Origin of the sequence: Agromyces sp. NPDC127015 (genome assembly GCF_042725165.1) — a bacterium.
GTDB lineage: Bacteria > Actinomycetota > Actinomycetes > Actinomycetales > Microbacteriaceae > Agromyces > Agromyces chromiiresistens.
Genome location: NZ_JBHXDI010000002.1, coordinates 225,940 through 240,710, shown reverse-complemented (window position 1 = coordinate 240,710; position 14,771 = coordinate 225,940). Strand labels below are relative to the sequence as shown.

10 protein-coding genes are annotated in these 14,771 nt (G+C 64.4%); 8 read left to right on the top strand and 2 right to left on the bottom strand.

The window, feature by feature from the left end; genetic code table 11:
• Window positions 1–115: 115 nt before the first annotated feature.
• Window positions 116–931, bottom strand: a complete 816-nt coding sequence (locus ACFWGP_RS07450; protein WP_376930544.1) for a nuclease-related domain-containing protein — start codon at window positions 929–931, stop codon at window positions 116–118.
• Window positions 932–1,136: 205 nt separating this feature from the next.
• Here ACFWGP_RS07450 and ACFWGP_RS07445 point away from each other — a divergent pair, with 205 nt between their 5' ends.
• The 7 genes from ACFWGP_RS07445 (at window position 1,137) to ACFWGP_RS07415 (ending at window position 12,134) form a co-directional block, all read left to right on the top strand.
• Window positions 1,137–2,078: a DMT family transporter gene (locus tag ACFWGP_RS07445; protein ID WP_376930543.1), complete on the top strand. Its 942-nt coding sequence runs from the start codon at window positions 1,137–1,139 to the stop codon at window positions 2,076–2,078.
• A gap of 63 nt (window positions 2,079–2,141) precedes the next feature.
• Entirely contained in the window at window positions 2,142–2,534 is a 393-nt protein-coding gene (locus ACFWGP_RS07440) for a hypothetical protein (RefSeq protein WP_376930542.1), read from the top strand.
• Between the two features lie 556 nt (window positions 2,535–3,090).
• Complete coding sequence (locus ACFWGP_RS07435; RefSeq protein WP_376930541.1) at window positions 3,091–4,392, top strand: FAD-binding oxidoreductase; 1,302 nt, start codon at window positions 3,091–3,093, stop codon at window positions 4,390–4,392.
• Window positions 4,393–4,764: 372 nt separating this feature from the next.
• Window positions 4,765–5,892, top strand: coding sequence for a DNA cytosine methyltransferase (locus ACFWGP_RS07430; protein ID WP_376930540.1), 1,128 nt, complete (start codon window positions 4,765–4,767; stop codon window positions 5,890–5,892).
• On the top strand, window positions 5,892–6,974 hold the full coding sequence (locus ACFWGP_RS07425) for a DNA cytosine methyltransferase (RefSeq protein WP_376930539.1): 1,083 nt from the start codon (window positions 5,892–5,894) through the stop codon (window positions 6,972–6,974). Before ACFWGP_RS07430 ends, ACFWGP_RS07425 begins: the two co-directional genes overlap by 1 nt.
• Window positions 6,971–8,398, top strand: coding sequence for a restriction endonuclease (locus tag ACFWGP_RS07420; RefSeq protein ID WP_376930538.1), 1,428 nt, complete (start codon window positions 6,971–6,973; stop codon window positions 8,396–8,398). Before ACFWGP_RS07425 ends, ACFWGP_RS07420 begins: the two co-directional genes overlap by 4 nt.
• A gap of 826 nt (window positions 8,399–9,224) precedes the next feature.
• On the top strand, window positions 9,225–12,134 hold the full coding sequence (locus tag ACFWGP_RS07415; protein ID WP_376930537.1) for an SIR2 family protein: 2,910 nt from the start codon (window positions 9,225–9,227) through the stop codon (window positions 12,132–12,134).
• Between the two features lie 630 nt (window positions 12,135–12,764).
• Here ACFWGP_RS07415 and ACFWGP_RS07410 read toward each other — a convergent pair.
• Window positions 12,765–13,412, bottom strand: coding sequence for a hypothetical protein (locus ACFWGP_RS07410; RefSeq protein WP_376930536.1), 648 nt, complete (start codon window positions 13,410–13,412; stop codon window positions 12,765–12,767).
• A 63-nt stretch (window positions 13,413–13,475) separates the two neighbouring features.
• On the opposite strand from ACFWGP_RS07410, the gene ACFWGP_RS07405 reads away from it, so the two are divergent.
• Window positions 13,476–14,750 (top strand): sensor histidine kinase, encoded by a 1,275-nt coding sequence (locus tag ACFWGP_RS07405; RefSeq protein ID WP_376930535.1) that lies wholly within the window; start codon window positions 13,476–13,478, stop codon window positions 14,748–14,750.
• The last annotated feature ends 21 nt before the right edge of the window (window positions 14,751–14,771 follow it).

The window sequence follows — 14,771 nt, the reverse complement described above, 5'->3', positions numbered from 1 at the left end:
GTATCACTTCGGCCCCCCTCGCATTTGCGCAAGAGAATGACATGCGCCTCTGACATGCCTGCAGATCATGCCGACCTCCCCCTGTGAGATCGGCCGAGGAGCGACGTAGTCGAGGTCAGGGCATCAGCGCCGACATCACCGACGTCCACGCCGAGACCGCCGCGAGCGGCAGCGCAGCGAGGATCGCAAGCAGACCGGCGATCGCCCACCCGCGACGACGGGTTCGCGCACCGTCGACGTTGCGGCGCAGCTGATCGAACGCCGCGACATCGGCAGGTTCGAGCGAGGGCGCTTCGTGCCAGGTCGAAGGCTGCGCCGCGGCATCCGCAACTCGATCGACGGCGTCGGGCGGCACGGCCGCCGGCCGCGAACCCAGCCACTTGATCAGGCTGCGTTCGCGCAGCACGATCACGGTCGCCGGCCGTTCGCGCACGGTGATGCGCCGGGCTCCCACGATCACGATCACCGGCGTGACCTCGATGAGGGCGTGCGCCGCCGCCGAGAGCAGCTGCGATGCGCGCTTCGCCTCGAAGCTCGCGTTGCGCAGGTGGTCCGTGGGCTGCCCACTGACGAGCAGGCGCTTCGAGCCGAGCCAGATGTCGTGGCCCTCGTGGTGCTTCGTGTTGATGGTGAAGACGCCGGGCGGGCCGACGACGACGTGGTCGATGTCGCTCGATCCACGGCCGACGGGCACCGAGTGGAACACCCGCCAGTCGGGCCCGAGCGAGTCGAGCCGGCGCGCGACCTCGAGTTCGCCGAGCGCACCGAGGTACCAGGGCTCCGACTCGGCGCTCAGCGGTGTGCGCCCGAACAGCCGTGCGACTGGCGAGCGCGGCGGTGCGGTCGCCTGCGTGCGCAGGCATTCGGCGATCACGGATGCCGCGGGCTGACGCGCGGCGAGCGTGAATGTGTCGGGCTGGGTCGTGGTCACGGTGCGTCCGCCTCCTTGCCGTCGTCGTCGCCCCGATGCGGCCGACCGGTCTGACGGCCGCTTGGACTCCGACGCTATTGGTCGGCGGCTTCGTGGCGTGACCCCCGTTCACGTGTGAATTCGATCGGGCAGGTTGGCGCGATCTCGCGCCACTTCGGCCGTCGAGCACAGCCCCGATGTCGGACGTCACGGGCAGAATGTTCAAGTGACTCGCCGCGGACTGCTCCTCTTCATCGCGCTCGGAATCGCGTGGGGCATCCCATATCTGTTCATCAAGGTCGCCGTGTCAGAACTCGACCCTGGCATGGTGGTGCTCGCCCGCTCGGGGCTCGCGGCGATCCTGCTGCTGCCGCTCGCGCTGTTCCGCCACGAGGTCGGGCCGGTGCTGCGCCGGTGGAAGCCGATGCTCGCGTACACCCTCGTCGAGATCGTGCTGCCGTGGTACTTCCTGAGCTCGGCCGAGCAGACGCTGCCGAGCTCGACCGCCGGGCTGCTGCTCGCAGCGGTGCCGCTCGCGGGCGTCGCCATCGCCTTCCTCATGGGGCGGCCGGCGCGCCTCTCGGGCACGAACTGGATCGGCATCGCGCTCGGCATGCTCGGCGTCGCCGCGCTGGTCGGCTTGGATGTCGCGGGGTCCGACCTCTTCGCCGTCGCCCAGATGGCCGTGGTCGTCGTCGGTTATGCGCTCGGCCCGGCGATCCTCGCCCGCTGGATGCCCGACCTGCCCGGCATCGGCATCGTGGCCGTCTCGCTCGCGGGCGCCGCCATCGCATACGTGCCGTTCGTGCTGCTCACGGGCGGCGTGCCGACGGCCTGGCCGTCGCCGCCCGTCATCGTCTCGGTGATCGTGCTCGCCGTGGTCTGCAGCGCGCTCGCCTTCCTGCTCATGGTCGGCCTCATCGCCGAGATCGGCCCGGTCAAGGCGACGACCATCACGTACGTGAACCCGGCCGTCGCGATCATCGCCGGCGTCGTCGTGCTGGGGGAGCGGGTGACGGTGTGGACGATCGTGGGGTTCGTGCTCGTGCTGCTCGGGTCGTACTTGGTGACGCGGCATCGAGCGGCCTCAGTCGAGCCGACAACTGACGCCGTAGGGGCAACCGCGGAGGAACCGGTATCCGGTCAGGGCGGCCAGTCCAGGTCCTGATCTCGGCTAGGGATCGCATGTGGATATCTCACCCTCTGCGACCTGGTCACCTAGGCTCGGACCGTGGCGCGAGGTGAGGAACAGTGGCTGGCACGTAGTGTCGCCGACCGCAAGGTCCTCCTCACCGCCATGGAGGAAGGCTTCGTCGCCGAGCTGCTGTACGAGTTCTTCGTGATCACCGAGGCTGGCCGCCAGCAGGCTTTTCCCGCCCTCGACCTACTGACGGCTCGCGCTGCTCTTCGGCGGATGATCGAACTCGGTCTTGTGGGTACCTACCTGCTCAATTCCGACAACGAGTACCTGGGAATTGCTGCGGTGGCGTCAGTTGAGCGGGATGCGGTCTGGACTACACCCGGAAGTGAAGGGCTCTGTCTCTACTTGACAGCGACGGGCGAGGACGCAGTCGGCATCCGTGAGGTACCAACGAACGCCGACTCATCGGATCAACCGTCCTAGTCGCCGGTCTCCCGCGTCACCCAGCATCGCCCACTTCAACCGCCGACGTCTCTTGATCGATTCGAGAGCGCTTCGGCCCTGATCGCACGTGGGCCGGCGTTCATACTCGTGTTCAGTGGGTTCGCCTTCATGGGGCAGATTGAGCGGGTTGAGGAGCGACGAAGGAGCGTCTCGAAACCCACCGTCCGAGCGGGGACACGAGAGAGAGTAGGACGGATTTCCCGCCCTACCCTCATGTCGGTGAAATGGATCATCCTCGGGTCAGTTGCTCGAGGAGTACCAATTCCTGATCATCAACGCCACCACCAGTGCCCCATCGACGCCACCTCCTCGTGCTGTCAATCTTCACGATCACTGGGCGAAAGTCGCCCGCTGTCCGCTATCCAACCGATGCCGCAAACCGAGCGCTAGCCCCAGATCGGCCCCTCCGTCGAAGATGATTCGGCTCCCGTGACGTGGAGCCGCGCCATGGTGGCGATGCTTCAACGGAGGGCGCCTCTTGACGCCGGCGCCCGTCCGCGGCATCCTCGGGCGCGGAGCGAACGGGGGAGATCGCATGAAGACGCTCGAACCAGGTGACGACGGCTACGACGACGCGCGGCGCGTATGGAACGCGATGGTCGACCGCAGACCCCGGTACATCGTCGCCTGCTCGAGCGCCGAGGACGTCGCCGAGGCGATCCGCTTCGCGCGCGCGAACGACCTCGAGATCGGCGTGCGCTGCGGCGGGCACAGCATCGTCGGGCACGCCGTGCCCGACGGCGGGCTGATGATCGACCTGCGGCCGATGGGGTCGGTCGAGGTGGATGCCGCGGCGCGACGAGCCCGCGTACAAGGTGGTGCGCTGCTCGGCGCGCTCGATCGAGCTGCCCAGGCGCACGGCCTCGCAACGACCGCGGGCAACGTGTCGCACACCGGCATCGGCGGACTCGCGCTCGGCGGCGGCATGGGCTGGCTCGCCCGCCAGCACGGACTCACGTGCGACAACGTCGTCTCGTTCGAGATCGTGACCGCCGACGGCGAGATTCTGCGAGTCGATCGCGACCATCACCCCGAGCTGTTCTGGGCGCTCAGGGGCGGCGGCGGCAACTTCGGGGTCGTGACAGAGTTCGACCTGGTGCTGCATCCCGAGCCCGGAGGCGTGCTCTCGGTCGAGTACCTCTACCCCGTGGCATCCGGCGCAGTGGCGATGCGTCGCTGGCGCGACGAGAGCACCCGAGCCGACCGGCGAGCGACCTACAACGCGACGATCTCCGACGGAACGTTGTCGCTCGGCTTCGTCTGGGTCGGCGACCCGATCGACGGCGAGGCCGCGGCCGCCGCCCTCGCGACGAGTCTCGCCGAGGTCGATGCCGGCTTCGAACGGGTGATCGTGCCGATGACGTACCTCGAGCTGCAGACCCGCGAAGACGACGTCGAGGCGCACGAATGGCGCCGGTACTGGAAGGGGCACTACTTCAGCGAGCTGAGCGACGAGGTCATCGACGCGGTGCTTGCGCGTGATGGCGACGATCTGCCGAATGTGAGTCTGCAGGCGTATGGAGGAGCGATCGCCGATGTTGCGCCGGGTGAGACGGCGTTCTCGCGCCGGGACACGGCGTTCGAGTTCGTGTGTGCGTCGAAGTGGGTCGACCCGACCGATGATGAGGCGCGGGTCGCGGGCGCGCGTCGGTACGCCGCGGCGATGGAGCCGTTCGCGAGCGGTGCGTATGTGAATGCGCTCAGTGACGAGGGCTCGGCGGGTGTGCGCCGAGCGTATGCGCCCGAGCATCTCGCGCGCTTAACGGCGGTGAAGGATCGCTACGACCCGGCGAACGTGTTCCACCTGAATCAGAACATCGCGCCGTCGAAGTGGTAGCGCTGGTCGTCGCCCGGCCTCGAAGTAGTACGGGACTCGGGGCCTCTGCGTCTCTCCCGTCGGTGGCAACTGTACGACGGCGGCAACACTTCTTGGGACTGGGCGCGATAAGATCCATGTCGGCTCGAACGTCTGAGCCGAACGGCAAGCCACCACCCCACTGACATCGACTCGTACACGGCGCGCCTCGGATTCCCTATGAAGCTCCTCGCTGCGACCTCTGCAGAGTGGCACCAAGGCGGTTCAAGACACTCCCCGGGATTCGAAGGCCTCTGAACGGAGCCCAGATATCGTGGGGACAGGCAGAGCTTGTGTCTATGTCCGAGGCTCCTCGTATCGTGGCCTGGCACCCTGCCATCGAAAGGAACCTCAGTGACGGACGCGACACCAGTTATCGATCTTTTCGCAGGTGCAGGCGGTCTTGGCTTCGGCGCTATGGCTGCTGGAGGTGATCTGCGGCTCTCTGTCGACAGCGACTATTACTCGTGCGAGACGCTTCGCACGAATCCGAAGCTGCACGCCGGCGGGGTCCTCGAGAGCGACGTGACGACGCTCACCGGCGATGATCTCCGAAAAGCGGCCGGGCTAGGTCGCAGCGAGGATCTGGTGGTCGTCGGTGGCGCACCGTGCCAGCCGTTCAGCAAAGCGGCGTACTGGATCGATAAGGGCGATGAAGCCGCCTATCGACGCGCCCGGGCCCGTGGCGAGGATGCTGTAAAACCGCTGGAGACGCCATCCGCGCGCCCAGATAGCCGTCGCACGCTGGTTCACGAGTTCCTCCGCCTGGTCCAAGAATCAGATGCGAATGCGTTTGTGTTCGAGAATGTGCCAAGTATTTTGCACCCGCGTAACAAGGCCATTTTTGAGGCTCTCCGCGACGACGCAGAGGCTGCTGGCTACGCCACTCGTACCGTTGTCGGCGTTGCCACGAACTTTGGCGCTGCTCAGACGCGACAGAGGGTATTCCTGATCGGATCCCAGAATGGCGAGCCTCCCGCGCCCGTGCAAACCCATGCAGAGGACGGGAACGGTGGGCTGCCGGGCTGGGTCACCTCGGGCGAAGCTCTTCGTCCGTACTCAGGTGATGAGTACGCAGAGGAAAGTGAAATCGTCGCGGGCCGGTGGGCCGAACACTTGCGTGACATTCCGCCCGGGATGAACTACAAGTTCCATACTGCTTGGGCTGGGCACCCCGAACCAACGTTCGAGACCGAGACGCGCTATTGGAACTTCCTGCTGAAACTTGACCCCGACCGGCCATCTTGGACCATCCCCGCCAGCCCTGGTCCGTGGACTGGCCCGTTCCATTGGTCCGGACGCAGACTACGGACTGCGGAAATTGCTGCTCTGCAGGCCTTTCCCGCTGGTTATCGATTCGCCGGACCGCGACGTGAGCAGGTGCGGCAGATCGGGAACGCTGTTCCCTCCGTCATGGGGCGCGCGATGGTCGCGGCAGCACTTGAGTCACTTGGAGCAACCGAGAAGAAGGTAGCTGCTTAGTGGCCGAGCAGCTGAAGGCCGTGAGCCTCTTCTCAGGGTGTGGCGGTCTCGACCTAGGGCTACAGAACGCCGGGTTCCGAATCCTTGCCGGGGTCGACACCGACCCCTTCTCTGCCGAAAGCCACGCGATCAATTTCCCCACCGCGAAGTTCTTCAATGGCAGCATCGCCGACTTCTCCCAAGACCTCGTGAACGAATTGGTAGGGGCACCCGAGCTCGCCGATACAGACCTCTTGATCGGTGGACCACCGTGTCCCCCGTTCTCGAAGAGCCGTTTCTACCGAACCGACAAGCCACGAGCGATGAACGATCCTGTTGGCGAAGTCACAATTTCGGGTTACCTTGAGACGCTCAGGTGGCTGCGTCCGAAGATGTTCCTACTCGAGAACGTGGCGGGCATGGCCTTCAAGCCCCACGCCAAAACACTCAACCACATCCTCGAGACAGCCAAGGGGTACGGCTACACCTGCAAGACCGCGGTTCTAAATGCCGCGGACTTCGGGGTTCCGCAGATTCGTCAGCGGTTCTTCATCGTGGGCACGCTGGACGGCTATTCGTTCGAGTTCCCCGAGCCAACGCACCGCTCGCCCGAGTCGGTCGAGCACCCTGAGCTTCCGGTGTGGCGAACTGCTGGCGAGGCGATCAGCGATCTCGACACCGAAGAGCGTGCCGATGACGAGGGACACTACGCGGGTGGGAAGCATCACGACTTGCTGGTCCAGATCCCGCCAGGGGACAACTACCTCTTTTTCACTGCGAAACGCGGTCACCCTAACCCGCAGTTCGAGTGGCGCAAGCGGTACTGGTCGTTTCTACTCAAGCTCAGCCCCGACATGCCGTCGTGGACGATCCAGGCGCGGCGTTCGAACAACATGGGGCCATTCCACTGGCGGAGCCGCATCTTGCGGATCGAAGAGGTGAAGCGCATCCAGACATTCCCAGACACATGGTTCCTTGGCGGGAACGTCGAGCAACAGTGGCGTCAGGTTGGAAACGCAGTACCGCCACTTCTAGCCGAGTCACTTGGAAAGCGCATCGCTGAATCCCTGCGCTCGGCGCAGACGGGAGCGATCGCGGCATGATTTCTGAGTCGCCGAAACTGCCAGCCGGGCAGGAGTTCACGCCAGGGCAACTCGGTGGCGACGCGGCTTCGCTAAAGGTGATCCTGGACAAGATCACCGAGGTCGGTGGCGAGAAGACTGTGGTGGTTGATTGGATTCGGGAGGAGTGGATTCCACCCACCGCCTCGGGACAGGAAGACAACAGGGCAAATAATGTCCTGCGCGGTATGGCCAACTATGGCCTGCTCGAGTCACTAGAGAGTCCGCTGACGCTCTCTGCCGCGGCCCTGGAAATCCGGGATTCGTCCAGCCCGGTTGAGGCATTCGCTAGGCACCTCCTGACGAACTGCCACGGCCTGGAACTGCTGCAGTTCGCTGGTGATGTTCGTGGTCGCGACGGCATAGCCACGAACGCCTCGGTCCTCGAAGAACTGAGGTCGAGGCAGTACAGAACCTCTAACGGCACAACCGATCACACGAAGATGCGTCAGTGGTTGGAGGCGGCTGGAGTGATCTCATTCAGCCGCAAGGACGGTTGGGTCGTTGAGACGACCCAACTCGATGCCCTCGTCGGTGTCCAGTCCGGAGACGTTGCATTGTGGCAATCGCTTTCGGAAGCGCAGCGCGCTGCCGTCACCATCATGCGCAAACGTGAGCTCGGCAGCCCCGGGGCGATGCCAGTGAAGGCACTCCTCGAGCTCCTCCGCCAGTACGGCGTCGAGTTCAATGAGAAGCAGGTGGCGGCTCAGATCACGCGGCCCCTGGAACAAGCTGGACTCCTGACTCACGCTGTAACCAAAGCCGGCGGGCAGGGAAGCAAGAGCGGGGCGATCGAACTCACTGATAAGGCGAAGGGGCTTCAAATCGGCCTCATCGCCGGGCTCGATCTGGGCGTTGTCCCGTATGAGCTTCAGGCCAGCCTTCACAAGGCGACTCAGGAGATCCTTGACGATCTGCACTCACCCGACACCGGTGTGAAAGGAATCGCGCTCGAGCTCTTGGCTCTGCGCATGGCGGCAGACCTAGGGCTGATCCCGGCAGATATGCGGCTGCGGAGTGCCCAGACAGGCGGCGCCGAAGTCGATCTTGTTGCAGAGGGTGCGCACCTGCACTTCTCTCGCTGGCTCGTTCAGTGCAAGAACCAGGCCCCACCCGTCGACCTCGGAGTGCTGGCGAAAGAGCTTGGAATGGCGACATTGCTGCGGGCGCAGGTCGTTGTCATCGTCACCACAGGCACGTTCGCTGCGACTGTTTCCAAGTTCGCACGACGGGCCGCGGAGACGACCGCCATCCAGGTCGTTCTCCTCGACGGCGATTCGCTCGCGAATTACCGAGCGAAAGGCGCCAGTGGACTCAGAGCCGAGTTGCATCAGCTAGCCGAGCAGGCATTGACGAGGAAGCGCCACCAACTCGAGGAAGTACCGCCCGAAGCGACGACGTCGTAGCTCCGCATGCCCACGATGACTGATCTCGACCAGCATGAAGCGCGCCCTGCGATTTTGGCGAGGGATCGAGAGAGGACCGCGATGGCTTTCGACGCTCGGCCCGATTCTGCTCGATGCGGGCATCGAACCATCGGAGACACGGGTAGTCCGGCACGCCTGTGTTCGCGAGCAAGGATTCTACCGATGCGGAGGTTCTCGAGTACACGCGCGATGAATCCGCGAACACGCGATGGCTCCGTGCAGTCCCGCCTCGCTTCCGTGTGGTGCTCATTCGTGAGTGCGGTGACCAGGCCCGGAACTGGTGAGTCGTAGAGAATCGAGGCGAGACCTCCAGCAAAGGTGTTCCGCGCCTTTCGATGCTGCGGGATCGGAGCGGGCATGTGGCTGATCTGAGGGGCCGAGGCCAGTATGCCGGCAGGCAGACGGCGAGGAGACCGTGCGTCAGCGATGGGCTACGTACGCGACGAATGGTCACGGCGACAGCGCTGAATTGAGGGGCCTCGAGCCCGCAAGCGTCCGCCCTTGGCCCATTCGTCTGTTCGATCCTGCGACGCCGAACTCAGTAGTGGACGCGTCCGTGAGTCAACTCAAAGTTGCGCTCGACACCCACCGTCAAGGGCTCAATCGGAACGAGAGACCGTTGGCGACGGAGAGGCTCCGCCCTAACTAGACGTGGGGACAAATGGTCGCTTCAGTGCCGTCGGTGTCCCCTTGTACCGTTAACGCCGCAGCCTCGTTGGCTGATCAAGAAGACGTGGGGGCGCAATTGCGAAGCTTTGAGCAGGCAGTCACAGAGTCCGATGTTGTGTTCATCGTAGGTTCGGGCGTGTCTGCCGCCACGTCAGGTGGAGCACCCACGTCTACGTGGGCGGGGCTCATTCGAAGCGGCGCCGATCGCGCACAGGCTCTGAATCCCTCGCTTGGGACACAGTGGCGAGCCCTCGTCGACGGCTCGCTGGATTACGGTGCAACGAACACGGTGATTCAAGCGGCTGGGATGGTTGCAACGGAGATTCGTGCCAGAGGTGATCACGCGTTCAACGGGTGGCTGGCAGAGGACATCGGCGAACTACAGATCAAGAACGACGGGGTTGCGACCGCTTTGGCCGCGTACCCCTTCCCGATACTCACCACAAACTACGACACTCTCCTGGAGTCCGCCACGGGCCGCAAGTCCGCAGACTGGACTGACCTCCGTGCGTTCCAGGATGTCGTAACTCGCGGTAGCGACGCGATCGGTCACCTCCACGGTATCTGGAGCACACCGACGTCGGTAGTGCTCACGGAGTCGGACTACGCACAGTTCGGAAGCCACGAGTCAATTCAGGCGCTCGAACGAGCGGTGTCCACGCTCAAGTCGATCGTGTACGTGGGATTTGGGGCCGGGCTCAGCGACCCCAATTTCGCTTCGCTCCTTGACTGGCATCGTTCTAAGTTTCCCGACTCGACGGTGATCCACTACCGGCTTTGCCTTCTCAGCGAGCATGCGGAACTGACTCGGATTCACGCGAACGATCACGTAGCGCCGGTGGTGTACGGCGAGAAGTACGAAGATCTTGCGGCGTTCCTCAGGCTCCACGTACCGAGCCGATCGGACCTCGTCATAAATGGGGCCGGACTTGCTCGAGATGTTGTCCAGGAGGCTCGCGATCGCCTCTGGGAATCCATGACGGCCGAGTCGGTGCTCGTGGAGGCGAGCGGGGGCGATCTAGTACAGGCCGAGCTCGTGGTTCCGCCCGTATTGCTCCCAGTCCCTCACGCAAGTTTCGTGCGAGACCGGATGCAGAACGGGCCCCGGAGCGAGGTTGCGCATCTAGACGGATATGCCGAGGTGCAATCCCATGACTTCTTCGTGGTTGTCGGCGATGAAGGCTCGGGACTCTCGACTGCGGTCAAGTGGCTGGCGACTCAGTCATCGGAACTGTTGGGGTCGGCGGCGCCCATCTTTGTGCGATTTGTCGATTGCCGGAGCCGCCGCGAGCCTCTTCTTAGCGCCGTCACCACCGCCGCGATGAGCGCTGGGGTTCTTTTCGACCGGAAGGACGTCCTACCTCCTCACGTTCTAGCGATCGATGATTTCGATCCAACGAAACGACGAGCCGCTGACGCCGTACTGGCACAGATCGCTCACTCACCCGCGATCGTGAAGATCGTCGGCTGCGGGCAGGGGAACGAAGACGAAATCGTTGGGGGACTTCGCAGCCTCGGTGTTGAGCCGCGGATCCTGTACGTCGGACGGATGCGCAGATCCGACATCGCAGCGCTGGCAGACAAGCTCGCGCCCGGGCGAGGAAGCCAGTTAGCCGCCGAGGCGCTGAGAATCCTTGACGGCGAGGGTTTGAAGCGTACTCCGATGACGGTGTCACTACTCCTCTTCTTGTTGCTCCGCGGCGGAGCTCGCGAAGCAACCGATCAGACCGAGATGCTTGATGCGTATCTCTCCATTCTTCTCGGCGTTGGTGATCCGCACCACGACGGCACCGGGCTGACCGACTCGGACCTTCAGGCGATTCTGTCGAACATGGCCGAATCAATGATCCGGGATGAGAAGCCCAGCCTTCCCGAGCACGACGCAGTGCGGGCGATTGCAGAGGTGATGGACAAGTACGGGTGGAGCGCTGTCCCATCAGACGTTCTCAACCTGCTAGTTCAGCGTCGAATTCTCCGCAGACATCGCAGCGCGGTGGAGTTTGGCCGATACGCCTACTTCACACTTTTCGCGGCGAAACGGGCGGTTGTGGACCCCAACTTCCGTGCACTCATCGTGAAGGACATCTTCTACTACGCGCCCCTCGCCACACGGATCGCGTCGCTTACTCCTACCGATGAAGACCTTCTGAAACGGCTCGTGCCTCTGCTCGACGAGGAGTTGAAAGACGAAACGTCGCCGGGTTCTCCGTACGAACGAGTCCCGCTCCTTGCTGTCAACACTGCGCCTGAGAATAAGACTTCACATTCGGCCACGGCTGTCGCGGAATCGACATTGGATGATCTCGAGTTTCCAGAGAGTGACTCGCCGGGATCGTTTGGGCTCGTCAAAGCGGATATGTCGGCGACGGCGCGGATGAACCGCACGCTCCGGCTCGTGTCGAGCGTCTTGCGTGATCTCGACCAAGTCGAGCGCCTAGATATCAAGCGGGATCTCCTCACCAAGACACTCGAAGTCTGGGGTCGCCTTATCACCGCACTCAGCACCGACTCGTCGCTCGCGGATGTCAAAGAGGCGCTCACACGCGGTCTGATTTCGGGTGGCGCCGACACCGACGACGAGACGAGGCGAGAGTGGATCGAGTTCCTGGCACGGTCGGTTCCTGCTGGCACGGTCTTGAGCGGCATCGAGTCGACCCTCATTTCGCCGAAACTGCAGGCGACTCTAAGGGAGGCGCTGCGCCGAAATGAGTTGAGCGCCACCCCCGAGTGCACCACGGCTACCCTCTTTTTCCTCTTTCTAATGCGATCAGACGGCTGGGCGGTATCGGCGACAGCTCTTGTGGAGCGGGCAACACCGACCTGGGTCCTCACGCACTTCTTCCGCGCGTTGTGTGAGGACGCATACCGTCGAGGGGCTTCGCCCGAGAGCGAACTGATGGAATTGTGTAGGGCTCTGTTCGTAATGGACCAGGCGTTCGCATCCCCAGACCTTCGTGCCGCCCACCTCGACGTCTATTCGCGGCAACTCAGGAATCTGCGAGCGAAAGAGCGGCACTCAACAACGCACGAGGAAGGGGTTGCGTAGGAGGCAACGTGTTGCAGACTGTTCGTGTCATGGGCGATGCGATGCCTGCACCGTGAGTAGTCGAGGAAGGATCGCACGTGCGGACCCACGGCTGTGATTCGAAGTATGCGGGACGAACCAAGTCATGAGCACTGGTGACGACCTCGGTGTTCCAAACCTCGGTCCCGCTCCGAAACGTCTCGATATCGCTTCACCCCGAATTCTTCCTGTTGGTCGGGCATAGACTCCGAACTCGCTTGCCACTCTTACAACCGTCTGGGAGGTAAGGCACGCGCCGCCCCATCAGCGTCCTTTGGCTTCGGGAAAGTACTTCAGCAGAACGGGCACAAGCTCAGTTGCGATGGTTGAGTCGATTGTGATGACCTGACTCGGCTTTGGGCCGCTCTCCCGATCGTCGGAGCCGAAGGTAGTTAGCTTCAGCATGACGCCAGTAGATGAAGGGACAAGTGCCCATTCAGCGTCCACGTGAGTACGGTCCGGTCGAGCATCGTGTGAAGCGCGCTTCAACGATCGGATGATAGCCACTTGTAGCTCCCTTCAGATGGCAGTAAGGGGGCCCAGAATGCGCGCACGCGAACCCATGCGTGCGCCACTCACTGCCATCGAGCGGCCCATCAATGTTGACCTGCGTTACCGTGCCAGCGCTACCCCCAACGACACTCCCACGCCCGCCAAGACGCCCCAGATCACGATCGACACAATCTGCCACGCGATCACGGCGTTGCGGCTCGCGCCGAACGAGACCATCGCTGCCGAGGTGAACTGGCTCGGCAGCACGAACGGGCCGAGCAGACTCACGCCGGCGACGCCGTACCTGTCGAACGCGCGGCGCACCTTCTCGCGGCGAGTCGACGAGACGCCGTCAGACCCTGGCACGTCAGCCGACGAGGCCGAGCCGGCACCAGCTGCCTCAGCCTTCCCCGCCGCCACCTTCGACCGCACCCCGCTCGCGGCGAATACGAACCCGAGCATCGACAGCACGTTGCCGATCACGGCGACGCCGATCGCGACCGCGGACGGCAGCCCGATGAGTACGCCGACGACCGAGCCGAAATACGAGTCGATGAATGGAACGGCCGAGATGAGCATCACCCCGAACCACTGGAGGAAGTCGGGAAGCGAGGAGGCGAAGTCCTGGAGGGCGTCGAGCATGATGAGTCCTTTCGGCGGTGAAGCCCGCGGCGAGCGAGCGTCGCCGGAGCGGGCCAGCACGCGGAAGCGAGCTGATGCATCAAGCCTCCGAATTCCGCCGAAAACGCGGCAGTGCCACCGCGTCACCCATTCCCGTGCGAAAGCGCACGCGCCCCGCGTGACAAATGTCACTGGCATAGGCTCGGCCCCATGCCTGCCGAACCAGCCGCCCGCAGCGTGCACACCACGTGGCTGTACACGCTCGCGTCGATCGTGTTCTTCTTCGGATTCTTCGATTTGATCGTGGTGCTCGCGATGGGGGATACGGTGATGAGCGCGGGTGGGGGTGGTCTCGATATGGTCGCTGGCGCTCCCTACTCGACCGGCGAGACGGGGCGAGCTCTCGCCATCGTGGTGCTCGTGCTCACCCTCGTCGCCACGGCCACTCAGCTCCGCTATTGCTGGTTCCTCCGCGTCGGACGCGGCGGCGGACTGCCCCACCCCGGCTGGACGGCAGCCCTCATCGCCCCCGCCGCACTCGTCTGGCTCATCGGCCTGGCAGCCCCCGGCGAGGCGCTCACCGCGGCCGTGCCGCTGTGGGCCGCGGCATCCCTCGTCGCCGCCCTGCTGCCGAAGACCCCGCGGCGACTCGTACTGCTCGCAGCCCTCATCCTGACGGTGGCGCACGTCGCGATCCTCACCTCTCTGAACGGCGCACCCGACGGCCCGCAGAGCTCGAACACCTTCATGATCGGCCTCTTCGCCGTGATGCTGCCGATCATGCTGCTCACGAGCCTCTGGTGGTGGGAGGTCGTCGTGCAGCTCGACCGCAACCGGCGCACGGCCGCCGAGCTCGCCGTCACGCAGGAGCGGCTGCGCTTCGCCAGCGACCTGCACGACATCCAGGGGCACCACCTGCAGGTCATCTCGCTGAAGTCCGAGCTCGCCGAGCGCCTGCTCGAGCGCGACCCGGCCGCCGCGCGCGAGCTCGTGCACGAGACCCGCATGATCGCGAAGGAGGCCCTCGAAGAGACCCGCTCGCTCGTCGCCGGCTACCGCCAGGTCGCCTTCGACGACGAGCTCGAGAACGCCCGCGAGGTGCTCACGGCCTCGGGCGCCGCGTGCGAGCTGCGGCTCGGCCCGCTTCCGTCGGATGCCGCCGCGCAGAGCGCGCTCGCCTCGGTCGTGCGCGAGGCGACGACGAACATCCTGCGCCACAGCGAGGCGACGAGCGTCACCATCGCGCTCGCCACGACGGGCGAGCGCTGCGAGCTGCGCATCGCGAACGACGGCATCACGACCACGGATGTCTCGGCGCCGTCCACCGCTCGCACCACCGGGTCGCGAGCGCCCGGGTCGGGACTCGCGGGCCTGCGCGAGCGGCTCGCCACCGTCGGCGGCAGCCTCGAGCACCACGAGGATACCTCGGCCGGCACCTTCGAGCTCACCGCCGCGGTTCCGGTGCGAGCGGGGGTCGCGGCGTGAGCGGCATGAGTGGCACCAGCG

Bases quoted from the DNA above. Each gene is read 5' to 3' on its own strand.
- ACFWGP_RS07435 (WP_376930541.1), top strand. From the start codon at position 3,091: ATGAAGACGCTCGAACCAGGTGACGACGGCTACGACGACGCGCGGCGC.
- ACFWGP_RS07420 (WP_376930538.1), top strand. From the start codon at position 6,971: ATGATTTCTGAGTCGCCGAAACTGCCAGCCGGGCAGGAGTTCACGCCA.
- ACFWGP_RS07405 (WP_376930535.1), top strand. From the start codon at position 13,476: ATGCCTGCCGAACCAGCCGCCCGCAGCGTGCACACCACGTGGCTGTAC.